Here is a 25,773-nt window from a genome sequence, read left to right on the forward strand (position 1 = left end):
CCCTGATAGATTGGCACGCGGCACGCCGTTTTCAATCGTTAAAGCGCGCAACCGCGCCGCCGACCCCATCCCACGCACCGCTTTCAAGCTCCAGCCCAAGCACCCGATCAGGGTTGGTCGGCGGCGGCATGATCACGCCGGACAGTCGCACAAAGCCGAATCGCGCGTAATAGGGCGCATCCCCAACCAGCATCACCCGTTTCCAGCCCAGTTTGCGGGCTTTTTCGATTGCGGCCTGCATAAGGTAGCCACCCAACCCTTCTCCCTGACGTGTCGGGTGAACGGCAACGGGGCCAAGCAACAGCACAGGTTTGCCCCCCACCCGCACAGGCCAGTTGCGGATCGCGCCGCCAACAATGCCGTATTCGCGCGCCACAAGGCAAAGGTCAGCCACGGGTGGCACACCATCACGCAACCGGTATGACGACAGGGCCTCGCGCCCGGGCGCAAAGCTGAGGTCGAACAGCGCTTCGACTTCCCACCAGTCATCATCGGTTTCGATTGCGATTTCCATGAATGATGTTGAACCTCTGTTTTGCTTTCATTGCAAACAGGTTATGGCTGCCTGAAACGCATGGACACCCGCAGCGGGCTGCGGGGTAAAACAGGATATCAGGATGTTTTATGAACCAGATCAGGGCCACGGATTGCCTCATAATCCGTTCAGTGCCATCGTCGCGCCCCGCCCGATTGGCTGGATTTCGACGCGCGCGGCGGATGGCAGCGACAACCTTGCGCCCTATTCGTTCTTCAACGCGGTGGCCTATGAACCGCCGCAGGTGATGTTTGCCTCCACCAGCGCCAAGGCGGATCGTGGCGATACAAAAGACAGCGTGGCCAACATCCGTGAAACAGGCGTTTTCGCCCTCAATATCGTCGAATACGCCCTGCGCGAGGCGATGAACCGCACCAGCGGGCCGTGGCTGCGCGGGGTTGACGAATTTGCCGACGCGGGTCTGGAAAAGGGTACCTGCCGCACGATTGACTGCGCCTATGTCGCCGCCGCGCCCGCCGTTCTGGAATGCAAACTAACCCAGATCGTGCAGTTGGACGGTGCCGCCAATTTCGTCGTCTTCGGAGAGGTCACAGGCGTTCATCTGCGCGACAACTGCATCGTTGACGGGGTCTTTGACGTGACGCGGTTCAGCCCTCTCGCCCGCCTTGGCTATACCGATTATGCTGCCGTGCACGAGGTTTTCAGCATGGCCCGCCCCGAGGCAGATTAGGTTACAAAATGCAGCCTGTCGAAACTGGCCCGCCAGTCTGACACCTCAGGAAGCAGCGCGGCGGGGTCATTACTGGCCAGCGCGCGCGCGATCAGATCTGCAAGGCGCGGTGCATCTGCGGCCGTCATGCCCCAGCGCACCAATTCAGGCGTGCCAAAGCGCAGCCCGTTCATATCACCCGCTACCGCATCAATCGGCAGGCCGATCCCGCAGGCCAGAAACCCCGCCTTGCGCAGCTTTTTCGACGCCGCCTGACCGCCCCCGAAGGGGGCCGCGCGCAGCGCAAACTGGTGCGACGCAGTGAACCCCATCGCGCCGCCAAATACCGGAACGCCCCGCCCGTCCAGCGCCTGGGCAAGCGCCACCGCCATGTCGATCATCACCCGCGCATAGGCTTGTCCGTGGTCGCGCCAATCCAGCATCGTGACCGCCAAAGCCGCAGATTTGGCCGCATCAAAATTGGCCGTCATCCCCGGAAAGGCAATTGCATCAAGGCGCTGCGTCATCTCGGCGTCATTCGACACAATCAACCCGCCCGCAGGCCCACCAAGGCTTTTGTAGGTAGACATGGTCATGAAATGCGCGCCCTCGGCCAGCGGATTTGACCAGGCGCGCCCGGCGATGATCCCGCATTGGTGGGCGGCGTCGAACATGATCTTGGCGCCCACCTCGTCGGCGATGTCGCGCACGGCGCGAACGGGATGTTCAAAAAGGTTCAGGCTGCCGCCTACAGTGATCAGCTTGGGGCGTTCGCGTTTCGCCAGATCGCGCAGGGCGTTCACATCAATGGTATATCCATCCGCATTGACGGGCGCGTCCAGGCTGCGCAGCCCGAAAAGCCCCGCGCAACCTGCGGCATGATGGGTCACATGCCCGCCGATACTGGCCGGTGGCGCGATGATGGTATCGCCCGCCTTGCAGGTGGCCATAAAGCCGTAAAGATTGGCAATCGCACCCGAAGGCACCCTGATTTCGGCATAATCCGCCTGAAACACCTCGGCGGCCAGTTCGGCGGCGATCACCTCGATTTCCTCGATTGCCTCAAGTCCCATTTCGTATTTGTCGCCCGGATAGCCCAGCGAGGGGCGCGAGCCGATACCAGACGCCAGCAAGGCCTCGGCACGCGGGTTCATCACGTTGGTAGCAGGGTTGAGGTTGAAACACTCGCGCTCGTGGATGGCGCGGTTGCGCGCGGCCAGATTGTCAATCCGGGTCAGGATATCGCCCGACGCAGCCCCCGCCGTCTGCCTGGCAATTCCCTGCACAAGCGTTTCGCTATGTTCCGGCACCCAGGCCCTGCGCGCGATGGTCATGATTTCGATCCTCTGTTGATTGGCAGCAGAGTTCCCAACTTGGCCTTGCACTGCAAACCAGAATTTCAGACTATGGCATTAGATTTTCTAGGGGTAATATATGTCCGTCTCACCCATGCGCCCGAAGGGACCGCCGCTCAATGCCCTGCGCGCCTTCGAGGCTGCCGCCCGGCTTGGCAGTTTCAGCGCCGCCGCCGAAGAGCTTTGCGTGACAGCCGGTGCCGTGTCGCAACAGATCAAAACGCTCGAGGATTGGGCGCAGGTCGCCCTGTTTCAACGCCACGCGCAGGGGGTGTCGCTGACGGCGGCCGGCAAGGCATTGGTCCCGACCCTTGGCGCTGCCTTTGACGCATTGGGACACGCCGTGCGCGATCTGCGCCATACCGCCCGCCACCGGACCCTGCATATCGCCGCCATGCCGAGCGTTGCGCAACTGTGGCTGTCGCCACGGCTGCGCGCCATCCGTGCGGCCCTGCCCGATGTGCAAATCTCGGTCACGGTGACGGAAACGCCGCCCAACCTCGCGCGCGAATTATTCGACGCCAGCCTGTTCATTCGCGACCAGACCGGCGCACAGGGCAAAGTCATTGTGGAAAATGACACCATCTTTCCGGTCTGCGCCCCCGCACTTGCTGCGCAAATCTGCACACCGCAAGATCTGATGCGCCAGACCTTGCTGCATGATCAAAGCTGGGCCGGGGATTGGCCGCTTTGGGGCAATGCTGCGGGCCTGACAGGCACGCAACTGTCGGGCGGCCCACAGTTTTCACTTTACGCGATCGCATTTGACGAAGCAAAGGCGGGCGCGGGTGTGTTGATGGGCCACGCAAGCCTTGTGCAACACGCGCTGGATGATGGCAGCCTGTGCCAGCCGTTCCCACAGACAGTTGCGACCGGCAAGGCGCTGGTGCTTGAAACGCCGCCGGCGCGCCATCCAGCCACGACAACGCGCCGCCTGATCGACGTTCTGACAGCCTGATCAGTGGCCGCCCAAGACGCCCGTGCGCACCGAATAATCGACAGCGATTTCATAGTCTGGATCGTCGTCGCTATCGACCATCAGGTGGCCGGCCTTTGACAGCAGCTTGTGGCAATCACGCGACAAATGACGCAGGCGGATTTGCTTGCCTGCATCTTCATAGCGCCCGGCAATGGCTTCGATCGCCTGTAGCGCCGATTGGTCAACAACACGGCTGCGATTAAAATCCACGATCACGGTGTTGGGGTCATTCTCGACGTCAAAGATTTCATTGAAACCATCGGTCGACCCAAAAAACAGCGGCCCCTCGATCTCATAGACCTTGGCCCCTTTTTCAGATGCGCTTTCGCGAGTGACCGCATGGATGCGTTGGGCGTTGTTCCAGGCATAGGCGAGCGCAGAGACGATCACGCCAACCACCACGGCCGTAGCCAGATCGGTCCAGACCGTCACGACCGTGACCAACACGATCACAAAGGCATCCGTCAGCGGCACCTTGCGCATGATCCTCAGCGAATTCCACGCAAATGTGCCGATCACCACCATGAACATCACACCCACCAGCGCGGCCAGAGGGATCTGTTCAATCAGGCCACTGGCGAACAGGATAAAGGCCAGCAAGAACAGCGCCGCAACGATACCGGCGACGCGCGTGCGCCCGCCCGATTTCACGTTGATCATCGACTGGCCGATCATCGCACAACCGCCCATGCCACCAAAGAAACCTGTCACGGTGTTTGCGACCCCTTGGGCGATACATTCCTGCGACGCCCCGCCGCGCTTGCCGGTCATTTCACCAACAAGGTTCAGGGTCAGCAGGCTTTCAATCAGGCCAATCGCCGCCAGAATTACGGCGTAGGGCGCGATGATATATAGCGTTTCCAAATTGAACGGCGCAAGCAAATCACCATAAAGGCCGAAGCCGCCCGCTCCGCCAAAGCTGAAAGGCATGTGGAACGGCGGGAACGTGCCGCTGATCGAAGCCAGATCGCCGACACGCGGCACCTCCAGTCCAAAGCCGATCACAATCGCCGCGACAATCCCGATCCCGGCCAAGGGCGCCGGCACGACCTTGGTGATCCGCGGCATGATCCAGATGATCGCCATCGTCAGCGCCACAAGCGCCAGCATCAGGAACAGCGGCGCGCCCGTCAGCCATTCGCCGCTGGCCATGCCGTGACCGCCGCCCTCGGCCGATCCGGGCACCTGAAACTGGCCAAGCTGTGCCAGAAAAATCACGATCGCAAGACCGTTCACAAAGCCCAGCATGACCGGATGCGGCACGAGGCGAATAAACCGTCCCCAATGCATCACCCCAACGAAAAGCTGGATCAGCCCCATCAGAATGACCGTGGCAAACAGGTATTCAACGCCGTGCTGCGCCACAAGGCTGACCATCACAACCGCCAGCGCCCCCGTGGCACCCGAAATCATCCCCGGACGGCCACCGATCAGCGCTGTGATCAACCCGACGATAAACGCCGCATACAGCCCGACCAAGGGATGCACACCGGCGACAAAGGCAAAGGCGACAGCCTCGGGCACCAGTGCCAGCGCGACTGTCAGGCCCGACAGGATTTCGATGCGCAGCACGGACGGCGTCAGCCCCTTGGTCGTGGGTTTCAGATCGTGGGCATCAAGACGTTCGGCAAAGGCCGCGAGCATGGCTTTGGGCAAAGGGATCACCTGTTTTACGGATTTGGCCCTCACCTATCGGGCGCGCGGCGCAATGTCACGCGCCTTGACCACCGCTTTGCACGGTGTTGCTGGCATCACACGTCATTTTTGCACCTTGGCCACTTTTCATTTGAACGGACGCGCGCCAAACTGCGGGCAACCTATGCGCGAGAGGACACCAACATGCCCCAGACGATCATCGGAATCATCGGCGGATCAGGTGTTTACGATATCAAGGGACTGCGCGGGGCAACCTGGCGCACGGTCGAAAGCCCGTGGGGGGCGCCGTCAGATCAAATCCTGACAGGCAGGCTGAACGGGGTCGACATGGCGTTTTTGCCGCGACACGGGCGCGGGCATGTCCACGCGCCGTCAACCGTGCCCTACCGCGCGAATATCGACGCGCTGAAACGGCTGGGCGTGACGGATATCATCAGCGTCAGCGCCTGCGGATCGTTTCGCGAAGACATGCCGCCCGGCGACTTTGTCATCGTGGACCAGTTCATCGACCGGACCATCGCCCGCGAAAAATCATTTTTCGGGTCGGGATGTGTGGCCCATGTCAGCATGGCCCAGCCGACCTGTGTCCGCCTGGGCGACTTGCTTTCGGCCGCGGCCACATCAGCGGACATCACCGCCCATCGCGGTGGCACCTATCTGGCGATGGAAGGGCCGCAGTTCTCAAGCGTTGCGGAATCCAGGATGTATCGGGACTGGGGCTGTGATGTGATCGGCATGACCAACATGCCCGAAGCCAAGCTCGCCCGCGAGGCCGAAATTTGTTACGCATCGGTTGCGATGATCACCGATTTTGACAGCTGGCACCCCGATCACGGCGCAGTCGACATCAGCGACATTATCGCCACCCTCGGCGCAAACGCCGCCAACGGGCGCAGCCTGATCAGCCAGTTGCCCGCCCTGCTTGGGGGCGCACGCACCGACTGCCCTTGCGGCTGCGACCGGGCCCTTGAGCACGCGATCATGACAGCGCCCGACAAACGCGACCCGGCGCTTGTCAGCAAACTGGACGCGGTGGCGGGGCGGGTGCTGTGAAATATCTCGCCGCCCTGCTGATCGCCATTGCGCTGCCCCTTTCGGCGCAGGAATTCATTGCCAGCAACGGCCCCCTGACGGACGATGATTTCTACAATACCGTCGCCTGCGGTGCCAGACCGGGCGGCGAATGTCAGGCGCCATATGTGCGCTGGGTGCCCCAGAACGGCGAGGCGATCACCGTCGCCTTTCAACCGGTGCCCGCAACCTATCCGGCCAGGCTGGAACGCGCCCTGTCGTTCTCGCTTGATCGGGCGATCCAGCAGCTCAACAACACCACTGGCACGATCCAACTGCGCCGGACCTACAAATCCGCCAGCGCCGATATCTCGATCTATCTGCAAGACATCGTGGCAGGTGACGACATCACCGGTATCGGCGTGCACGAACTCGAGGGCGTGCCAATCGGGGCCGCAATCGTGCAGGTCTGGTGGAATAACGGCCTTGAAATCACCGAAGCCGTGATCGTCTTTGCCAGTGACATCCCGCTGGACGAAGCCGATTCAATCATGCTCGAAGAACTCACCCAAGGCCTTGGGCTTTTGACCGATATTCGCAATCCGTTCTACAACGACCGCTCGATCTTCTCCGAAGACTCCAATTCAGTGCGCAAACTTGGCCCCCAGGACCGAATGGCCATCGCGCGCCACTATTCCAACAGCAATTGACCCCGCAGGACAGCCCATGAAAACCGTCAAAGACTATATCCGCACGATCCCCGACTTCCCCCACGAGGGGATCATGTTTCGCGATGTGACAACCCTGTTTGCCAATGCGCGCGGATTCCGGATTGCCGTTGATCAGCTACTGCACCCATATGCGGGCGCGGATATCGACGTGGTGATCGGGCTCGAGGCGCGCGGCTTTATCCTTGGCGGGGCGATCGCGCACCAGCTTGGCAAAGGCTTCGTGCCGATCCGCAAGAAAGGCAAACTGCCCGGCAAGACGATTCAGCAGGCCTATGCGCTGGAATACGGCGAAGCGGTGATGGAAATGCACGACGATGCACTGGACGCGGGCGCAAAGGTGCTGGTGGTCGATGATCTGCTGGCAACCGGTGGCACCGCCGAGGCCGGAATCAAACTGATCGAACGGCTTGGCGCTGAAGTGATCGGCTGCGCCTTTGTAATCGACCTGCCCGATCTGGGCGGTCGCGCGCGTCTGGAAAAACTGGGCATGGACGTGCATGCCCTGTGCGCCTTTGACGGCGACTGAGACGCTCTTGGCCGGCCTGCGCCGCTAGCCGCGCAGCACCGCACCCGGGTTCATAATGCCCTGCGGATCAAGTGCCGCCTTGATCGCGCGCATCATCTCCAGCTTGGCGGGGTCGGCGTAGCGTTCCAGATCATCCACTTTCAAGCGGCCGATCCCGTGTTCGGCGCTTACGGAACCGCCAAATCGATGCGCCAGATCATGCACGGTCGCCTTGATGGCATCGCGGCGGTCTTGGAAATCGCCGCGCGACAATCCCTTTGGCGGAAAGACATTGTAGTGCAGATTTCCATCGCCAAGATGGCCGAAACAGTTGATCCGGAAATCCCCAAGCGCCGCCAGGGCCTTGCCACCCTGTGCGATGAAATCGGGGATACAGGACAGCGGCACCGCAATATCATGGGACGAAATCGATCCGATCCGGCGGTTCGCTTCGGGGATGTTTTCGCGCAGGGCCCAGAATGCCGCGCGCTGCGCCAGCGACTGCGCAATCACCCCGTCCGTGACCAGCCCGGCCCTGTCGGCAGCGGCATAAAGATCGCCCAAGGCGGCGTCCGGCGACACCCCGCGCGGCAAGCCCAGATCAATCAGCACCATCCAGTCGGGTTGATCGACAAAGGGCAGCGCCACATCCGGCCCGACTTCGGACAGGAAATCCGGGCCCTGGCGGTGCATCAGTTCAAAGGCAGAAATCGTATCGCCAAGCTGCGCACCCGCCAGCGCCAGCAGTTCCAGCGCCGCCTGCGGCGAGCGCACGGCAAAAACCGCCGCCCCGACCTGCGCAGGCACCGGCACCAAACGCAGGGCCGCGGCCGTGATCACCCCCAGCGTCCCTTCCGCCCCGATCATCAGGTCGCGCAAATCATAGCCGGTATTATCCTTGCGCAGCCGTGAAAGACCCTGCCAGACCGTGCCATCGGGGCGCACGACTTCCAGCCCCAGACACTGCGCACGCGCATTGCCATAGCGCAGCACGTTCACGCCGCCTGCGTTGGTCGACAGCAGCCCGCCAATGCGTGCTGATCCTTCCGAGGCGAGCGAAAGCGCGAACATTCGGTCAACCTCGGCCGCCGCGCGGTGGATATCGGCCAGGATCACCCCAGCATCAACGACCATGACATTTTCGGACGGATAGAGCGCACGGATCGCCGTCATCCGCTCAAGTGACAGCACGACTGGCGCAGGGCCGTCGGGTTGCAACTGCCCGCCAACCAGACCTGTGCCGCCCCCATAAGGCACAACGCCGATCCGTGCCTGCGCACAGGCTTTGACAACCTGCGAGACCTCGCTCGTGCTGGCGGGCGCAAGCACCAGCCCCTGCCCCGACCAGCGCCCGCGCGGCTCTTGCAGATAGGGTGCGCTGTCGGTGCGAAACGTGGCAGTCGGCAGTTGCGCGCGCAAATGCGCCTCGAACTCTGCGGTCACGCCGTTCAACATGCTGGCTTACCCCACATCCGTTTTGCCGCGCCTGTCGCTGCGCAGATTGGCGTAAAGCACATGATTGCGCCAGCGCCCGTTAATCTGGAGGTAGCTTTGCGCAACGCCCTCGTATTTGTAACCGCATTTTTCCAGCAGGCTGCGCGATGCGGTGTTTTCGGGCAGGCACCCGGCCTCGATCCGGCTTAGGTCCAGGATCTGAAAAGCATGATGCACGACCGCACCGATCGCCTCGCGCATATAGCCTTGGCGCGCATAAGGTTCGCCAATCCAGTAACCGGTCGTGCCCGCCTGCGCGGGGCCACGGCGGATATTGTCCAGCGTGATTGCCCCCAACAGCACGTCGTCGTCGCGCCGGATCAGGAACAGCGGCACGGCGGTGCCGCTACTGATTGACCGCTGCGCCCAATAGACCCGGTTGGTAAAGGCCTTGCGGCTCAGGTGGTCAGCGGCCCATGCCGGTTCCCACGGTGTCAGAAAATCGACGCTGGCCTGTCGCAAGGCCGCCCAACTGCGAAAATCCGAATGGACCGGCGGGCGTAGTGTCAGCCGTTCGGTCTCAATGCGGACTTTGCGTTTGGGACGCAGCATCAGGCGGCGAGCCTTTCGCGCAGACTTGCCAGATCAGGCGTTGCCTTGGTCGGACCATAGATGGTCAAGGCCGCGCCCGACCGTGTCGCCATATCGGTGGCGAAACTTTTGACATCACCCGTCGTCACTGCATCGATCCGCGCGATGACCTCTTCCAGCGGCGGCACCCGCCCCCAGATCGACACCATCCGCGCCAGGCGTTCGGCGCGGTTTGACGGGCTTTCCAACCCCATCAGCAGCCCCGCTTTCATCTGCGCCCGGGCGCGCGCAACCTCATCGGCGCGCATGTCATCGGCGCTACGCCTGATTTCATCCATCGTGATGGTGGCCAGATCGCCGATCTGATCCGCCGAAGTGCCCGCATAGATCGTCGTCATGCCGGTATCGGCATAGGCCCCGGCCTGCGCAAAGATCGTGTAGCACAGCCCGCGCTTTTCGCGCACTTCCTGAAACAACCGCGAGGACATGCCGCCACCAAGGGCCGTGGCATATATCTGTGCAGTATAGATTTCGGGATCGTTATAGGCCGGGCCTTCCAGCGCGAGGGCAAAGTGCACCTGTTCAAGCGATTTGAACTCATGGCGCTCGCCGCCCTGAAACTGAGCGGGCACGATCAACGCCTGCGCGGGGCCGGCATCCAGATGGCCAAACAATTCTTCGGCCCGTTTGACGATTGTATCGTGATCGACGGCACCGGCGGCGGACAGGATCATCTGGCCGGGCTGGTAGTTGGTGCGCACAAATTCGGCCAGATCGTCGCGGTTAAAGGCGCTGACCCTTTCGGCTGGCCCAAGGATCGTGCGACCGATGGGTTGATCAGGATAGGCGACCTCTTGCAGCCAATCAAAGATGATATCGTCAGGCGTATCGAGTGCCTGCCCGATTTCCTGAAGGATCACGCCGCGTTCGACCTCGATCTCGGCCGGGTCAAAGACCGGGTTCAGCAGGATATCGGAAATCACATTCAGGGCCAGCGGCACATCATCTTGCAAGACGCGCGCGTAATAGGCCGTCATCTCGCGCGAGGTATAGGCGTTGATATAGCCGCCCACGTCTTCGATGGCTTCGGCGATTTGCAGGGCACTGCGGGTCTTGGTGCCCTTGAACGCCATATGCTCAAGGAAATGCGCGATGCCGTTTTGCTGCACGGTTTCATTGCGCCCGCCCGCGTTGACCCAAATCCCGAGGGAGGCGGATTTCAGGCCGGGCATATGTTCGGTGACGATCCGCAGACCGTTGGACAGGGTATGAAGTTGCACGCTCACGCGGTGATCCGTTCTTTGATGAGGGCTTGCAGGGCGGACAGGTCGTTGGCAACGCGGGTGACCCGTTCATCGCGGTCAAACAGGTCGGCCATATGAGGGGGCAGCGCGGGGCGGGTGCCCGTGGCCTTTTCGACCGCATCGGGGAATTTGGCCGGATGGGCGGTGGCCAGTGTGATCATTGGCACCCTGCCCAAATGATCATTGGCAACCCGCACGCCAACGGCCGTATGCGGGCAGAAGATTTCATTGGTCACGCCCACTTGCCCGCCGATGGTCGCCAGCGTCTCCTCCTCGGATACGCGGCCCGATCGAAAGGTGTCGCGCAGCATCTGATAGGCACCTTGGCTGATCTGGAACCCGCCTTTCGCCTTCAGATCATCCATCTGCTGCGCAACCACAGCACCATCCTGACCGTAGGCATAAAACAATGCGCGTTCAAAGTTGGACGAAACCTGAATATCCATCGACGGGCTGATCGAGGGAATCACGCCCTGTTTGATCTGCTCGCCACTTTGCAAGGTGCGGTGCAGGATATCGTTCTGGTTCGTGGCAATGACAAGTCGGTCAATCGGCAGGCCCATTTCCTTGGCGATGTAGCCTGCGAAGATGTCACCGAAATTGCCCGTTGGCACAGTAAAACTGACCTTGCGGTGCGGCGCACCAAGGCTGACAGCACTGCTGAAATAATAGACCACCTGCGCCAGGACACGACCCCAGTTGATGCTGTTCACACCCGCCAGGCGGACGTCGTCACGAAAGGCGAAATCGTTGAACATATCCTTCAGGGCCGCTTGGCAATCGTCGAAATCCCCGTCGACGGCCAATGCGTGAACGTTGGCCTGCGGCGGCGTGGTCATCTGGCGGCGCTGCACGTCCGATACCCGCCCGTGCGGGAACAGGATGAACACATCAACGTTGGACAGCCCCTTGAACGCCTCGATTGCCGCTGACCCCGTATCACCCGAAGTCGCTCCGACAATCGTGATCCGCTCGCCCGAGCGTGACAGCGACGCCTGAAACATCTGGCCGATCAACTGCATGGCAAAGTCCTTGAAGGCCAAAGTAGGGCCGTGGAACAATTCCAGCAGGAAATGATTGGGGGCCAGTTGCACCAAGGGCGCGCGCGCCGCGTGGCCGAAACCGCCATAGGCCGCATCGATCAGCGCGCGAAATTCGGCATCCGTAAAGGTATCACCGATAAACGGGCGCATCACCCTAAACGCGATATCCTCGTAGGATTGCCCTGCCATCGCGGCGATCTGATCCGCCGACACGGTCGGGATCGTTTCAGGCACGTAAAGCCCGCCGTCCCGCGCAAGGCCCGTCATCATCGCCTGTTCGAACGTCAGCTTGGGCGCCTGCCCGCGGGTCGAAATGTATTGCATCTTAATCCTTGTTGCGCAGGATGCGCGTGATCAAAAACAGGGTCATGATGGCCCAGACGATAGCCAGCAAAAACCACGTTATCGCGTAGTTCAGGTGATCGTTTTTGACTCCGGCAGAGTCAACGGGCAAGGGCGCGACCCGTGCATCCAATCCGGTTGCGTTGTTCAAAATCACCATGATCGGCAGGGTTTCAAGGATGGCGGCCATCGCCTCCACATCGCGCCCAAACCAGATATTCTTGTCAAGGTCGGGTGCAGGTGTCGATGAATTCACATCATCTGGCCAAACCAGATTGCCCGTCCCTTCAAGCGCCGCAAAGCTGCGCTGCGCGTCCTTGGCCTCCAGCGCGATCAATCCCTGATCCAGCAGAATGCGCCGCCCATCATCAAGTTGCAGGGCGGTGATGGCGCGGTAGCCCGTCCCCTGGGCTGTCCCCGACGTCAGCACATGCAGTTCATCGCCGACCGGAACACCGGCAAAATTCACCGCAAGATATTCGTCATCCGCTTCGTTCGGGTCAGCGGGAATTGCAACCGGCGCAGCGGTCATGCGGGCATTGATGTCGGCCAGAATACCCTCTTTCCAGCCAAGCCGATCAAGCTGCCAGAATCCGAGAAACAGCAGGACAACGATGCCACCAAGGCCAAGGATAATTGGAAAGATCAAACGCGCCATACGGGGATCACTCCGCTGTTGAAATGCGAAACGCGCGAGGGGATCTCGCGCGTCTCAGGTCTTGTGCAAAGCTGGCAAAGGGTCAACCCCTGTCAGCCGTCTTAGGAACCCCAGACATAGATCGAGGCAAAAAGGAACAGCCAGACCACGTCAACAAAGTGCCAATACCAGGCGGCGGCTTCAAAGCCGATATGCTTTTCGGGGGTGAAGTGACCCGCATAGACGCGCAACAGGCAGACGGTCAAAAAGATCGTGCCGATGATCACGTGCAGACCGTGGAAACCTGTCGCCATAAAGAAGTTTGCGCCGTAAATATTGCCCGCAAGACCAAAGCTTGCTTCGCTGTATTCATAGGCTTGCAACACCGTAAAGATCACGCCCAGCCCAATGGCAAGGATCAGGCCGTGCTTGATATCACGGCGGTTGTTTTCATGCACAAGCGCGTGGTGCGCCCAGGTTGCCGCAGCCCCCGAACACAGCAGGATCAGCGTGTTGATCAGCGGCAGGTGCCACGGGTCCAGCGTTTCGATCCCTGCGGGCGGCCAGACACCGTCAACCAGCGGGCTTTCCGGGCCCATCGGGTAAAGCGCATGTTTGAAAAAGCTCCAGAACCAGGCGGCAAAGAACATCACTTCGGACATGATGAACATGATAAAGCCATAGCGCAGGCCGATGCGGACAACCGGCGTGTGATCGCCCACTTCGCTTTCGACAATCACGTCAGCCCACCAGCCATACATGCAGTAAAGCACGCCGACAAAACCGATCAGAAACATCCACGGGCCGTTGTCCTGCATCCACATGACAGCGCCAAACAGCATGATGAACGCGCCCAGCGCCGACAGCAGTGGCCAGATCGAGGGGTTCAGGATGTGATAATCGTGGTTCTTTTCGTGCGCCATGTTGGTCTTCCTCTGTCCCAAGTGCGGGGCCCATTCATTCGGGCTTGGTCGTTAGTTCAAATCTATGGCGGGTGTCTCCGCCGGTGTCAAAGGGGCAAGTGCGGCCTGCGTGTCATCTTCGGGCAGGTCGATCTGGTAGAATGTATAGCTGAGCGTGATCGTGTGGACATACTGCCCTTCGCGGTCATCGACGATGGCAGGGTCCACAAAGAAGGTCACGGGCATCAGCACGGTTTCACCCGGTTGCAGCACCTGCTCGGTGAAACAAAAGCATTCGATCTTGTCGAAAAATCCGCCGGCCTCGTAGGGGGTGACATTATAGGATGCCTGCCCGGCGATGGGCTTATCGGTCGGGTTGCTTGCCTCATAGAAGGCCAGGCCTGTTTCGCCGATGCGCAGGGTCATTTCCCGCTCGACCGGTTTGAAGGTCCAGGGCATGTCGCGTTCAAGGCTCCCGTCAAAACGGATCGTGATCGTCTGATCAAGAACCGTATCGCTGCCCGCTTCGGCGACGTTCGTTGCACCACCAAAACCGGTGACGCGGCAGAACCAGTCATAAAACGGCACCGAGGCCCAGGCGAGGCCACCCATCAACAAGACAACCGCCACAGTCTGCACCAGCGTGCGCTTGGGGCCTTGAATTTGGGGCAGGATCATTGCGCGCCTCCCTCGGGGGCGGGCTCAAGCTGCGGGCGCACCACATGGTCAAAACGTTCCATCTGCGCGATGTTTTCCACGTTCGTCACCTTGACGACGGTCAAGCCAAAGACGATCGCGATCAGGCCGATCAGCAAAACGAACACGCCAAGGTTGCGACCGCGGCGGCGCTGATGGATTTCATGTTCAACCCGAATTGCCATTACCAGCCTCCCAAACCCCAAGGCTTTAACGCTGCCTCGGCCAAAAGCGCACCAAAGTGCAGAAAAAGATAATAAAGCGAGATTTTGAACACGCGCTTTTCAAGGGCGTAATTGTCCGCCTCGGCGTCCGTTTCAACGCGGCGCCAGATGTCATAGGCGCCCTTCAGAAACCACACATTCAAGACCAGGGCCGTGGCCAGATAGACCGGCCCACCAATCGACGTAAAGGCGATGCCCAGCGCCACAGGCACCAGCGCAATCGTATAACCCAGCACATGATTACGGGTGACGCGGCGGCCATGCGTTTCGGTCAGCATCGGCACGCCCGCATCGCCGTAATCAGATTTGACGAACAGGGCAAGCGCCCAGAAATGCGGTGGCGTCCACATGAAGATCAGGGCGAACATCAGCACGCTTTCGACCGACACGCCGCCCGTGGCAACGGCCCAGCCGATCATCGGAGGAAAGGCCCCCGCCGCACCGCCGATGACGATATTGTTGGGTGTCGCGCGTTTCAGCCACATGGAATAGACGACCGCGTAGAAAAAGATCGTAAAGGCCAGCAGACCAGCGGCAAGGAAATTTGCCGCCAGCGCCAAGAGGATCACCGCAAAGCCGGACAGGGCCAGGCCAATTGCCAGGGCCTCTCCCGGTTGCACGCGCCCCGACGGAATCGGACGTTTTGCCGTGCGCTTCATCAGCACATCGATATCCGCGTCCCACCACATGTTGAGAGCACCCGATGCCCCGGCCCCCACCGCGATGCATAGCACCGCCACAAAGCCGATGAAGGGATGCACCGCCACGGGCGCGACCAAAAGACCGACCAGCGCCGTGAACACGACCAAAGACATCACACGCGGCTTGAGAAGGGCGAAATAGTCGCCCATCTGCGCCTCCTGTTGCTTTGTCTCTGGCAGGCTTGCGTCTGTCATGGTGTTCCTATCGGGGCGTGGGTTGAAACCCACCTTGCGAAAAAAAGTGGGTGACCACCCACCTTACAGGACTGCGGGTAAGGTGGGTCTTGACCCACCCACCCCTTCAGGCAGGGAATTCTTCCTGCGCGCCAGCCAACCAGGCATCATATACCTCTTGGCTGACGACTTTGACGGTGATGGGCATAAAGGCGTGATCCTTGCCGCAAAGTTCGGAACACTGGCCAAAGTAGATACCTTCGCGTTCCGCCGCGAACCACAGTTGCGCCAAACGCCCGGGCACCGCATCTTGCTTGACGCCAAACGCCGGGATCGTCCACGAGTGGATCACATCCGCACCCGTCACCTGCATCACCACCGTCGCACCGATCGGCACGACCACGGCATTGTCGGTCGCAAGGCGGAATTCATCGTCAGAATAGCCAGCCTCGGCCAGCTGCGCCGAAATCCCCTCGTTCAGGTTCCCCTCGCCATAGCCGATCATGTAGCTTTCAAAAAACACGCCTTCATCCAGATACTCATAGCTCCAATACCACTGGTAGCCGGTCACCTTGATGGTGATATCGGCCTCGGGGATTTCCTGCTGCTTGAACAGGACGGGCAAGGAAAACGCGCCAATAAACACAAGAATCACAACCGGAACGATCGTCCAGGCCACTTCCAGAGGCGAGTTATGGGTAAAGCTTGCCGCAGTCGGGTTGGCGCGCCGGTTGTAGCGCAGGATCACAAAGGCCAGCAGCCCGGTGACAAACAGCGTGATCAGCGTGATGATCACCAGCAGCATCCCGTCGAGCCATTGCACATCGCGGGCCAGTTCCGTGGCCGCGGGCTGAAAGCCCATTTCGCCGTCTGTCGGCGCGCCAACGATTTCCAGATCCTCGATGGCGGTCTGAGCCGCCACACCCGTGGCGAAAAGTGCGGTGCCTGCTGCGGCCCCGAGCTTGGTGACGAAATTGGTCATTCGCATATCATACCCTGCTTTGATGGTGCCCTGCGGCACCTGTCGTGAGTTCTCCGCGAAAGGCGCATTGCCGCCCCCGGCACGGAATCCCGTTGTATCCATAAGCGGTCATCCCATATCGTGGGCAGTAACTCAAGAACCCGAGTTGCGGCAAACGGACGCTTTTTGACCTAGATCAAAGCTCAAACAAGGAAACCGCCCCATGAACACCGACCCTTTTCGCCCATTTGACACGAATCTTGACCAAGATACGGCCCTGTCATTGCTGCGCGAAGCGGTCGCCGGGGCCGATGACGGGGAGTTATTTCTAGAGCGTCGCCGCGCCGAAGTCCTGGCTTTCGACGATGGGCGGGTCAAGACCGCCAGCTATGACGCCTCCGAGGGATTCGGCCTGCGCGCCGTGCGTGGTGAAACCGCGGGATATGCGCATTCCACCACTCTGGACGAACATGCCCTGCGCCGCGCCGTGGCGACCGCCCGCCTGGCCGTGGGCCAAGGCGGCGGCACGCTGGCCGATGCCCCGCCCCGCACCAATCAAAAGCTCTACACCGACAGCGACCCCCTGACCGAAACGACCTTTCCCGCGAAAATCGACGTCCTGCGCGAGATTGATGCCTTTGCCCGCGCCCTTGATCCCCGCGTGGTGCAGGTCAGCGCGACGATTGCCGCCGCGCACCAAGAGGTCGTGATCCTGCGCCCCGAAGGCACGGTGGTGACCGATATCCGCCCGATGTCCCGTGTAAACATCAACGTCATCGTCGAACAGGACGGACGCCGCGAATCCGGTGGCATGGGCGGCGGTGGCCGTGCGGGCCTGATCGGTCTGATCGGGCGCGAGGCTTGGGAACCTGTCGCACGCGAGGCCCTGCGTATCGCCCTTGTGAACCTTGACGCCGAACCCGCCCCTGCCGGTGTGATGGATGTGGTTCTGGGCAACGGCTGGCCCGGTATCTTGCTGCACGAGGCCGTGGGCCACGGGCTGGAAGGCGATTTCAACCGCAAAGGCAGCAGTGCCTTCGCCGGCCTGATGGGCCAGCAGGTGGCCGCCAAAGGTGTGACGGTGCTGGATGACGGCACGATCCCCGATCGGCGTGGCAGCATCACCGTCGATGACGAAGGCACACCATCGGCCAGAAACGTGCTGATCGAGGACGGCAAGCTGGTCGGCTATATGCAGGACCGCCAGAACGCCCGCCTGATGGGAGTCGCCCCCACCGGCAACGGACGGCGCGAAAGTTTCGCCCATATCCCGATGCCGCGCATGACCAACACCTACATGCTGGGCGGTGATACCGATCCGGCCAGCCTTGTGGCTGACCTCAAGGACGGGATTTACGCGGTCGGCTTTGGTGGCGGACAGGTCGATATCACCAATGGCAAGTTTGTCTTTAGCTGCACCGAAGCCTACCGCGTCAAGAACGGGGTGGTCGGCGCACCCGTCAAAGGCGCCACCCTGATCGGTGATGGTGCCACGGCGATGAAACAAATCCGGGGCATCGGCAACGACATGGCGCTCGACCCCGGCATCGGCAATTGTGGCAAGGCAGGCCAATGGGTGCCCGTAGGTGTCGGCCAGCCCAGTCTGATGATCGGCGGCTTGACCGTGGGTGGCGCGGCGGCTTGATAACGGCGCGCCTTCCAGTCTGGCGCACCAATCCGGCAGGGTTTGCCCACAGCGGCGGACTCCGACTCGCACGCTGGCCAGTCGTCACAGGTAGCCTCGCCGTCGTGCTTGGCGGCCCGATTCTTGGTCGCGGCCTCTGGACCGTAAACGAGGCGCTTTTTGTCCCGGGCAGCACCGCATACAGCGCCACCGCAATGGCCGCTGCAACCCTCATAGGGTCGTTCCTGTTCTCGTGGATCCTGCTTCTCGTCCTGATCCCGATTAGCAATTACCTTGCGCGCACTGGCCGCGCCGGATGGGGCGTTGCAGCCATTGTCGGTTTCTACACAGGCTATTTCACAGGTTTTCTGACAAAGGTCGGCACTGACATCGAACTGCGCGACATTTCCAGCCCCGCCACTGACCTTCCCATCGCCATCGCAGGCCTGCTGCTTGGGCTGATCTATTGGGCCACAATCCGTATGCTGCATCCCGCCGTCATCGGCATCCCCGCCACCCAACCAACACCGCTGGCCACCCCATGACCCGCTGGCCCGCGATCAACACCCCCGTCGGCGGGCAGCGGTATGTGGCCCCGATGGTCTATGTGGCGCTCGTGACCTTGGTGTTTCTGATCGTTCCTGTTGGCGGGGCCTTGTTAACGCTTATCGCTGTTATTCTCGGGGGTAGCGACACGCCGCCCAACTTTGCCACGCCAGCATATTTACTCGGAATTCTCCTGACTCTTTCGCCGCCTGTTTCTTGGGCCGGGCTGTTGGTCGGAGTTCCGCTGTCAATTCTTGCGATGGCCCGGGGATATGCTGGATGGCTTGTCTCGACGCTTGCCGGCGCTGTGATCGGTCTGCTTTGCGGTATGTTTCTGGAATCTCCTGAATTCATGGCCCCTGGCGGGGCTCTTATGGGCGGTTTGTACTGGATATTTCTGCGCTGGCTCGCCCCGGCAGCACTCTTGGTGCCGCTGGATCAGGACGCGACAGACGCTACCGCGTGCACATCACTCTGATAGGGGTCCTATACTTATGGTTCCCATACGCTTTCCATACGTTTTCCATATCCGAAATCGCCGATTTTTTCGTGCGCTGCGGGATGGTGCAATTCAAATAATTGGCGGTATTGCGCGTCTTCACCTCTCGTTAACCCAGAAGGTCTAAACCTGATTCTGCAACAGGCGGAGGACAGGAGATGACCGAAGAACGACTTTCTTCCACTCACCCCCCACTCCCACCCACCACGGAAGATGATCGGCTGAACTGGCTTCGTCTGTTGCGCTCGCGTCGCGTTGGGATCGTGACGTTTTACCGCCTTTTGGCCGAACACGGCACCGCGCGCGCCGCCCTTGATGCGCTGCCCGAGGTTGCCCGCGCCGCTGGCGTCACAGATTATGAAATTTGTCCCGAAGGGGTCGTTTTGGCCGAAATGAAGGCCGCGCGCCGGGCCCGGGCGCGGATGCTTTGCATCGGCGATCCCGACTACCCCACCCATTTGGCCGACATCGACAGCCCGCCACCCATTTTGTGGTGCATCGGCAATACCGCCCTGCTCAAACGCCCGCTGATCGCGATGGTCGGCGCGCGCAATGCGTCGTCGCTGGGGACACGGATGACCAAGCATTTGGCCGCCGATCTGGCCTCGGCGGGCTTTGTCGTTGTTTCTGGCTTGGCGCGCGGCGTTGATGCCGCGGCCCACCTTGCGGCCCTTGATGGCGGCACGGTCGCGGTGCAGGCCGGCGGTGTCGATGTAGTCTACCCCGCCGAAAACAGCGATCTGGCCGACCAGATTGCCCTGCGCGGGTTGCGGCTGTCCGATCAACCGATGGGCACACAACCCCAGGCGCGGCATTTTCCCGCACGCAACCGGATCATTTCCGGCCTCGCCAAGGCCGTTGTCGTGGTCGAAGCCGCTGCAAAATCCGGCAGCCTGATCACCGCGCGCAACGCCCTGGACCAAGGGCGCGATGTGCTGGCGGTGCCGGGCCACCCGTTTGATGCGCGCGCATCGGGGTGCAACATGTTGCTGCGCGACGGCGCGACATTGGTGCGGGGCGCGCAGGACGTGATTGACGCCCTTGCCCCCCTTGCAGAACCGCAGACAGCGGAACTGCCATTGGCCCCGGCTGCCCCCGCCGCACCACACAAACCCAGCCTGCGCGACACAGCGAAACTGCACAACCGCATCCTGTCGCAGCTTGGTCCCTCGCCTCTGGCCGAAGATCAGTTGATCCGTGATTTGGCCCGCCCCGCGACGGAAATCGCGCCGGTTCTTCTGGACCTCGAACTTGATGGCAAGATCCTGCGCCAGCCCGGCGGATTGCTGTCGCGGGTCAACTGAACACCGGGCCACAGGCCCAATGATTTGCGCCACTTGGCAGGCAAGTTGCACAAGGGCCGTTGACAATCCCGCATGCCCCCCCACATGTTGCCGCGCCAGTGCCCCTGTTCGTTTATGAAGGATTCCCATGCCAGTCGTTGTCGTTGAATCCCCGGCCAAGGCCAAGACAATCAACAAATATCTGGGCGATGACTACACTGTTCTGGCGTCTTACGGTCATGTGCGCGACCTGCCCCCAAAGGATGGCAGCGTCGATCCCGATCACGATTTCGAGATGCAGTGGGAAGTCGCAAGCGACAGCAAAAAGCACATCAAGGCCATCGCCGATGCCTTGGCCAAAGATAACAACCTGATCCTCGCCACCGACCCCGACCGCGAGGGAGAAGCGATCAGCTGGCACCTTGAAGAAGCCCTGCGCAAACGCAAATCCATCAAGAAGGATACGCCCGTCAGTCGTGTGGTGTTCAACGCCATCACCAAGGCCGCCGTGACCGAGGCGATGAAAAACCCCCGCCAGGTCGATCAACCCCTGGTCGACGCCTATCTGGCCCGCCGCGCGCTGGACTATCTGGTGGGTTTCAAACTCTCGCCCGTGCTATGGCGCCGCCTGCCCGGGGCGAAATCCGCGGGCCGCGTGCAATCGGTCTGCCTGCGCCTGATCGTCGAGCGCGAGATGGAAATCGAAGCCTTCAACAACCGCGAATACTGGAGCGTCAAAGCCCTGCTCGACACGCCCCGCGGTCAGACGGTCGAGGCACGCTTGACCCTGCTTGCCGGCGAAAAGCTGGAAAAATTCAGCATCGAAAATGCGACACAGGCGGAAATGGCGGAAACGGCGGTGAAATCCCGCGACCTGACGGTCAAATCGGTCGAAGCGAAACCAGCCAACCGCAATCCGTCAGCCCCTTTCATGACCTCGACCCTGCAGCAAGAGGCCAGCCGCAAATTCGGCTTTGGCGCACGCATGACCATGAATGCCGCGCAGCGCTTATACGAGGCCGGATTGATCACCTACATGCGGACCGACGGCATTGACATGGCGCCCGAAGCCGTCACCGCCGCGCGCGATGCGATCAAGGGAAAATACGGCGCCGACTATGTGCCAGCCAGTGCGCGGGTCTATAAAAACAAGGCCAAGAACGCGCAAGAAGCCCACGAATGTATCCGCCCGACGGAATTGTCCAAAGACGCGAGCGAGGCGAAAATCGCCGACCCGGACCAGCGCAAGCTTTACGACCTGATCTGGAAGCGCACCATCGCCAGCCAGATGGAGGGGGCGCGGATGGAACGCACCACCGTCGATATCGCCAGCGCTGACGGGCAGGTGGAACTGCGCGCCACAGGTCAGGTTGTGCTATTTGACGGGTTCTTGCGCGTCTACGAGGAAGGCCGCGACGATGATGTGGTCGATGACGATGACAAGCGCCTGCCGCAGATGGCCACGGGCGAAGGGATGACCAAGAAATCGGTCACGCCGGAACAGCATTTCACCCAACCACCGCCCCGCTATACCGAGGCGACGCTGGTCAAACGCATGGAAGAACTGGGTATCGGCCGCCCGTCCACCTACGCATCGATCGTCACGACCATCCAGGACCGCGACTATGTGCGCAAGGAAAAGAACCGCCTCATCCCCGAGGACAAGGGGCGGCTGGTCACGGCCTTCCTGACCAACTATTTCCGCAAATATGTGGGCTACGATTACACCGCCTCCCTTGAGGAAGAACTGGATTACGTCAGCGCGGGCGATGCGGATTACAAGAAGCTTCTCGCCGATTTCTGGGCCGACTTCAAAGTCACAATCGACGAGGCGATGGATAATTCCATCACCGACGTGCTGGAAAAAATCAACGACGTTCTGGCGCCGCATATCTTTCCACCCAACGAAGACGGGTCCGACCCGCGCCTTTGCCCCAACTGCGGCGAGGGGCGCTTGTCGATGCGCACGGCGCGATCGGGTGGTGCCTTCATCGGCTGTTCCAACTATCCCGAATGCCGCTACACCCGCGCATTTGGCCCCCCCGGCGGCGATGACGCGGCCGGCATCCCGCCCGAAGGAAAACTGCTTGGCGAAGATGCGGGTGATAAAATCTGGATCCACAAGGGCCGTTTTGGTCCCTACGCCCAGCGCGGCGAGGTCAGCGACGACAACAAGAAGCCGCCGCGCCAGTCCATCCCCAAGGAATGGCCCCCCGAAGAGGTGGACCTTGAAACAGCCGTCAAACTGCTGTCCCTGCCCCGCCTGATTGGCCCCCACCCGAAGACGGGGTGAATGTCTGGGCCAATATCGGCCGTTATGGCCCCTACCTGAAACACGCCGAAAGCACCTCGGAACGGGGCGGAACCAACGCCAACCTCGAAAGTCTGGACGAGGTATTTACCGTCGGGATGAACCGCGCCGTGCAGCTGCTCGCGGAAAAGGTCGCCGCGCGCGGCGGACGCGGCGGTGCGGCCAAAACCCTGCATGATCTGGGCGAACACCCCGATGGCGGCCCCGTGGCGATCATGGAAGGCAAATATGGCCCCTACGTGAAATGGGACAAGATCAACGCGACCCTTCCCAAGGACAGCGACCCCGAGGCCGTGACAATGGAACAGGCGGTTGACCTGATCGCCGAAAAGGCGGCGAAAAAGGGCACGCGCAAGAAGGCGGCCCCGAAAAAGAAGGCCACCGCCAAGAAACCCGCCGCTAAAAAAACTGTCGCCAAGGCGAAGTCTACGGCCAAATAACGCCCGCTGCAGCGCAGCAATCTCATTGACTCTCCCCGCGTCGGACGCAACAACGGTGCGAACCGATGCGAGGGGCTCTTCATGCAAAAAATATATCCCGATGCCGCAACCGCCCTTGATGGGCTGCTTCATGACGGCATGTTCATCGCGGCAGGCGGCTTTGGCCTGTGCGGCATTCCCGAATTGCTGCTGGCGGCCATCAAGGACGCTGGCACCAAGGATCTGACATTTGCCTCCAACAACGCGGGCGTCGATGATTTTGGCATCGGCATCCTGTTGCAGACCCGGCAAGTGAAAAAGATGATCAGCTCCTATGTTGGCGAAAACGCCGAATTCATGCGCCAGTATCTGAGCGGCGAACTTGAGCTGGAATTCAACCCCCAAGGCACGCTGGCAGAACGGATGCGCGCAGGCGGCTGTGGTATCCCGGGGTTCTACACGAAAACCGGCGTTGGCACCGTGATTGCCGACGGCAAGGAACACAAGGATTTCCCCACGGGCCCTGACGGCGCGCCCGAGACCTACATCATGGAAAACGGCATCTTTGCCGATCTTGCCATCGTCAAAGCGTGGAAAGCCGACGAAACCGGCAACCTGATGTTCCGCAAGACCGCGCGCAACTTCAACCCGCCCGCCGCCATGTGCGGCAAGACCTGCGTTGTCGAGGTCGAAGAAATCGTGCCGACAGGCAGCCTTGACCCAGATGCAATCCACCTGCCCGGCATCTATGTGCATCGCATTATCCAAGGTGATCACGAAAAACGGATCGAGCAACGCACCGTGAGGACAGCATAATGTGGGACCGCAATCAAATGGCGCAGCGCGCCGCTGAAGAACTGCAAGACGGCTGGTATGTGAACCTTGGCATCGGCATCCCGACGCTGGTGGCGAACTATGTCGGCGACAAGGACATCACCCTGCAATCGGAAAACGGCATGCTGGGCATGGGCCCGTTTCCGCTGGAGGGCGACGAAGACGCCGACCTGATCAACGCGGGCAAACAAACCATCACCGAACTCAGACGCACAGCCTATTTCGACAGCGCCACCAGTTTCGGCATGATCCGCGGCGGCAAGATCGCCGCGGCGATCCTTGGCGCGATGGAAGTAGCCGAAAACGGCGATCTCGCCAACTGGATGATCCCCGGCAAGCTGGTCAAAGGCATGGGCGGCGCGATGGATCTGGTCGCTGGCGTGGGCCGCGTGATCGTCGTGATGGACCACACCAACAAACACGGCGACAGCAAACTGCTGAAAGAATGCACCCTGCCGCTGACCGGCAAGGGGGTCGTCGACCGGATCATCACCAACCTTGGCGTGCTGGACGTGGTCGAAGGCGGCCTCAAGATCGTCGAATGCGCCCAAGGCGTCTCCGAGGACGACTTGCGCGCCGCGACCGACGCCACAATCGTCTAGTTCTTCTGTTCAAAAACACTCCCGCCGGAGGCTGCGAGGCCACCGACGGGACGCTAAATCTGGCATGATCATCCACAACGCGCCCTTATAAACTGTGGCGCGGCAGCGCCTCCGCTTGATTGGCTAAAAAACCGTTTCCGAAGTGGCAACAACTCCATATTCTTGCCCCATTCTGTCGCTAAACGGGCGTCAATGATAATGAGCAGCACAGATCCGGTCCCGATCCCCGCAACACGCCCGCAAAAGGCGCGTCGTTGGCGTGATATCGCGCTTTTGGCGGTCCTTTTCGGGTTCGTCATCGCCGGTCTTGCCAGCCTTGCCTATGCCACCGGCTGGGAAGAAACCAAGGCGCAGCTGACCCGCATCACAGGGCTGCAAATCGCGATTTTGCTGGCGCTGTCACTGGTGAACTACCTGTTTCGCGCGCTTCGTTGGCATATGTTCGCCCGCCGCCTTGGGCTGCCAACAACGCTGGTGCAGGACACGCGCCATTTCCTTGGCGGATTTGCCATGTCCGTCACCCCCGCCCGCGTCGGAGAGCTGATCCGCATGCGCTGGCTCAAGCGCGAAACTGGCTGGGCGGTGGAACGCACGGCCCCGCTGGTGCTGATGGATCGGGCCTCGGATCTGGCGGCAATGGCCGTGATCCTTGCCATCGGGCTGGCATTCGGCACGGGTGGCATCGCCTTTGCCCTGCCCGTCGCGGCACTCGCGCTGACAGCCGCCTTTATCGCCACGCGCCCCAGTCTGCTGGCCACCCTCACGACGCTGACCTATCGCAGCACCGGCCTGTTTCCGCGCTTGTTTGCCCGTGTCCGCACGGCGGCGCGGTCCCTGCGCGCCTTTACCACAACGCCAATCGTCACCGGCGCCCTTGCCCTTGGCCTGATCGGCTGGGCGGCAGAAGGCTATGCGTTTCATCTGCTTCTCGTCTGGATGGGGGCCGACATCGGCTTTTTCATGGCGCTGGCGATCTTCACATTCTCGACCCTCGCAGGCGGCCTTACCGGCGCACCGGGCGGTGTTGGCGGGGCCGAAGCGGCGATGGTCGCGCTCCTCGCACTCGAAGGTATCCCGCTTGAAGTCTCTGTGCCCGCCACGGCCATCATCCGCGTCACAACCCTTTGGTTTGCAATCGTTATCGGCCTTTTGGTCTTTCCCTTGGCCGAACGCATCTCGACCCGCACCGCATCAGAAAGCTGAA

Annotated in this window: 25 protein-coding genes and 1 pseudogene; 13 read left to right on the forward strand and 13 right to left on the reverse strand. The window is 61.1% G+C overall.

Annotation, left to right across the window (positions count from 1 at the left end):
• Positions 1–31 precede the first annotated feature (31 nt).
• Positions 32–514, reverse strand: coding sequence for a GNAT family N-acetyltransferase (locus FTO60_RS11895; protein ID WP_148056159.1), 483 nt, complete (start codon positions 512–514; stop codon positions 32–34).
• A gap of 103 nt (positions 515–617) precedes the next feature.
• On the opposite strand from FTO60_RS11895, the gene FTO60_RS11900 reads away from it, so the two are divergent.
• On the forward strand, positions 618–1,226 hold the full coding sequence (locus FTO60_RS11900) for a flavin reductase family protein (protein ID WP_148056160.1): 609 nt from the start codon (positions 618–620) through the stop codon (positions 1,224–1,226).
• Here the strand turns inward: FTO60_RS11900 and FTO60_RS11905 are convergent.
• Positions 1,223–2,539, reverse strand: a complete 1,317-nt coding sequence (locus FTO60_RS11905) for a serine hydroxymethyltransferase (protein ID WP_148056161.1) — start codon at positions 2,537–2,539, stop codon at positions 1,223–1,225. The genes FTO60_RS11900 and FTO60_RS11905 overlap by 4 nt on opposite strands.
• Positions 2,540–2,639: 100 nt before the next feature.
• Here FTO60_RS11905 and FTO60_RS11910 point away from each other — a divergent pair, with 100 nt between their 5' ends.
• A complete protein-coding gene (locus FTO60_RS11910) occupies positions 2,640–3,518 on the forward strand; it encodes a LysR family transcriptional regulator (RefSeq protein ID WP_148056162.1) in 879 nt (292 codons plus the stop codon).
• On the opposite strand, the gene FTO60_RS11915 is transcribed toward FTO60_RS11910, so the two are convergent.
• The gene (locus FTO60_RS11915) at positions 3,519–5,183 is read right to left on the reverse strand and encodes a SulP family inorganic anion transporter (RefSeq protein ID WP_148057141.1); all 1,665 of its coding nucleotides are present in this window, start codon (positions 5,181–5,183) and stop codon (positions 3,519–3,521) included.
• Positions 5,184–5,378: 195 nt separating this feature from the next.
• Here FTO60_RS11915 and FTO60_RS11920 point away from each other — a divergent pair, with 195 nt between their 5' ends.
• From FTO60_RS11920 to FTO60_RS11930, 3 genes are read left to right on the forward strand one after another with little or no spacing between them, the layout of a single operon-like run.
• Positions 5,379–6,248 (forward strand): S-methyl-5'-thioadenosine phosphorylase, encoded by an 870-nt coding sequence (locus FTO60_RS11920; RefSeq protein WP_148056163.1) that lies wholly within the window; start codon positions 5,379–5,381, stop codon positions 6,246–6,248.
• A complete protein-coding gene (locus FTO60_RS11925; protein ID WP_148056164.1) occupies positions 6,245–6,916 on the forward strand; it encodes a DUF2927 domain-containing protein in 672 nt (223 codons plus the stop codon). The genes FTO60_RS11920 and FTO60_RS11925 overlap by 4 nt, the downstream gene beginning before the upstream one ends.
• 16 nt (positions 6,917–6,932) lie before the next feature.
• Positions 6,933–7,463 (forward strand): adenine phosphoribosyltransferase, encoded by a 531-nt coding sequence (locus FTO60_RS11930; protein ID WP_148056165.1) that lies wholly within the window; start codon positions 6,933–6,935, stop codon positions 7,461–7,463.
• A 24-nt stretch (positions 7,464–7,487) separates the two neighbouring features.
• On the opposite strand, the gene FTO60_RS11935 is transcribed toward FTO60_RS11930, so the two are convergent.
• The 10 genes from FTO60_RS11935 to coxB form a co-directional block, all read right to left on the reverse strand.
• Entirely contained in the window at positions 7,488–8,897 is a 1,410-nt protein-coding gene (locus tag FTO60_RS11935) for an FAD-binding oxidoreductase (protein ID WP_148056166.1), read from the reverse strand.
• Positions 8,898–8,903: 6 nt separating this feature from the next.
• Positions 8,904–9,488 carry a GNAT family N-acetyltransferase gene (locus tag FTO60_RS11940; protein WP_148056167.1) on the reverse strand — a complete coding sequence of 195 codons (585 nt, stop codon included), beginning with the start codon at positions 9,486–9,488 and terminating at the stop codon, positions 8,904–8,906.
• Positions 9,488–10,753 carry a pitrilysin family protein gene (locus FTO60_RS11945; RefSeq protein WP_148056168.1) on the reverse strand — a complete coding sequence of 422 codons (1,266 nt, stop codon included), beginning with the start codon at positions 10,751–10,753 and terminating at the stop codon, positions 9,488–9,490. Before FTO60_RS11945 ends, FTO60_RS11940 begins: the two co-directional genes overlap by 1 nt.
• Positions 10,750–12,138, reverse strand: a complete 1,389-nt coding sequence (thrC, locus tag FTO60_RS11950) for a threonine synthase (RefSeq protein ID WP_148056169.1) — start codon at positions 12,136–12,138, stop codon at positions 10,750–10,752. The genes FTO60_RS11945 and thrC overlap by 4 nt, the downstream gene beginning before the upstream one ends.
• A gap of 1 nt (position 12,139) precedes the next feature.
• Positions 12,140–12,814 (reverse strand): SURF1 family protein, encoded by a 675-nt coding sequence (locus tag FTO60_RS11955; protein ID WP_148056170.1) that lies wholly within the window; start codon positions 12,812–12,814, stop codon positions 12,140–12,142.
• 101 nt (positions 12,815–12,915) lie between these two features.
• On the reverse strand, positions 12,916–13,716 hold the full coding sequence (locus tag FTO60_RS11960; protein WP_148056171.1) for a cytochrome c oxidase subunit 3: 801 nt from the start codon (positions 13,714–13,716) through the stop codon (positions 12,916–12,918).
• A 51-nt stretch (positions 13,717–13,767) separates the two neighbouring features.
• Positions 13,768–14,373, reverse strand: coding sequence for a cytochrome c oxidase assembly protein (locus tag FTO60_RS11965; protein WP_148056172.1), 606 nt, complete (start codon positions 14,371–14,373; stop codon positions 13,768–13,770).
• On the reverse strand, positions 14,370–14,576 hold the full coding sequence (locus FTO60_RS11970; RefSeq protein ID WP_148056173.1) for a hypothetical protein: 207 nt from the start codon (positions 14,574–14,576) through the stop codon (positions 14,370–14,372). The genes FTO60_RS11965 and FTO60_RS11970 overlap by 4 nt, the downstream gene beginning before the upstream one ends.
• Positions 14,576–15,511: a heme o synthase gene (gene cyoE, locus FTO60_RS11975; RefSeq protein ID WP_148056174.1), complete on the reverse strand. Its 936-nt coding sequence runs from the start codon at positions 15,509–15,511 to the stop codon at positions 14,576–14,578. Before cyoE ends, FTO60_RS11970 begins: the two co-directional genes overlap by 1 nt.
• A 106-nt stretch (positions 15,512–15,617) precedes the next feature.
• Positions 15,618–16,472 (reverse strand): cytochrome c oxidase subunit II, encoded by an 855-nt coding sequence (coxB, locus tag FTO60_RS11980; protein ID WP_254696797.1) that lies wholly within the window; start codon positions 16,470–16,472, stop codon positions 15,618–15,620.
• Positions 16,473–16,674: 202 nt separating this feature from the next.
• On the opposite strand from coxB, the gene tldD reads away from it, so the two are divergent.
• The 8 genes and pseudogenes from tldD (at position 16,675) to FTO60_RS12020 (ending at position 25,772) form a co-directional block, all read left to right on the forward strand.
• Entirely contained in the window at positions 16,675–18,096 is a 1,422-nt protein-coding gene (gene tldD, locus FTO60_RS11985; RefSeq protein WP_148056175.1) for a metalloprotease TldD, read from the forward strand.
• Between the two features lie 194 nt (positions 18,097–18,290).
• Positions 18,291–18,620 carry a hypothetical protein gene (locus FTO60_RS11990; protein ID WP_148056176.1) on the forward strand — a complete coding sequence of 110 codons (330 nt, stop codon included), beginning with the start codon at positions 18,291–18,293 and terminating at the stop codon, positions 18,618–18,620.
• The gene (locus tag FTO60_RS11995) at positions 18,617–19,099 is read left to right on the forward strand and encodes a hypothetical protein (RefSeq protein WP_148056177.1); all 483 of its coding nucleotides are present in this window, start codon (positions 18,617–18,619) and stop codon (positions 19,097–19,099) included. Before FTO60_RS11990 ends, FTO60_RS11995 begins: the two co-directional genes overlap by 4 nt.
• Before the next feature lie 179 nt (positions 19,100–19,278).
• Entirely contained in the window at positions 19,279–20,424 is a 1,146-nt protein-coding gene (dprA, locus tag FTO60_RS12000) for a DNA-processing protein DprA (RefSeq protein ID WP_148056178.1), read from the forward strand.
• A gap of 127 nt (positions 20,425–20,551) precedes the next feature.
• Positions 20,552–23,154: pseudogene (gene topA, locus FTO60_RS12005) on the forward strand (type I DNA topoisomerase).
• Positions 23,155–23,235: 81 nt separating this feature from the next.
• Complete coding sequence (locus FTO60_RS12010) at positions 23,236–23,949, forward strand: CoA transferase subunit A (RefSeq protein ID WP_148056179.1); 714 nt, start codon at positions 23,236–23,238, stop codon at positions 23,947–23,949.
• The gene (locus FTO60_RS12015) at positions 23,946–24,569 is read left to right on the forward strand and encodes a 3-oxoacid CoA-transferase subunit B (protein WP_148056180.1); all 624 of its coding nucleotides are present in this window, start codon (positions 23,946–23,948) and stop codon (positions 24,567–24,569) included. The genes FTO60_RS12010 and FTO60_RS12015 overlap by 4 nt, the downstream gene beginning before the upstream one ends.
• Positions 24,570–24,767: 198 nt before the next feature.
• Entirely contained in the window at positions 24,768–25,772 is a 1,005-nt protein-coding gene (locus FTO60_RS12020; protein ID WP_148056181.1) for a lysylphosphatidylglycerol synthase transmembrane domain-containing protein, read from the forward strand.
• Position 25,773: the final 1 nt, after the last annotated feature.

Origin of the sequence: Octadecabacter sp. SW4, from assembly GCF_008065155.1 — a bacterium.
Taxonomy (GTDB): domain Bacteria; phylum Pseudomonadota; class Alphaproteobacteria; order Rhodobacterales; family Rhodobacteraceae; genus SW4.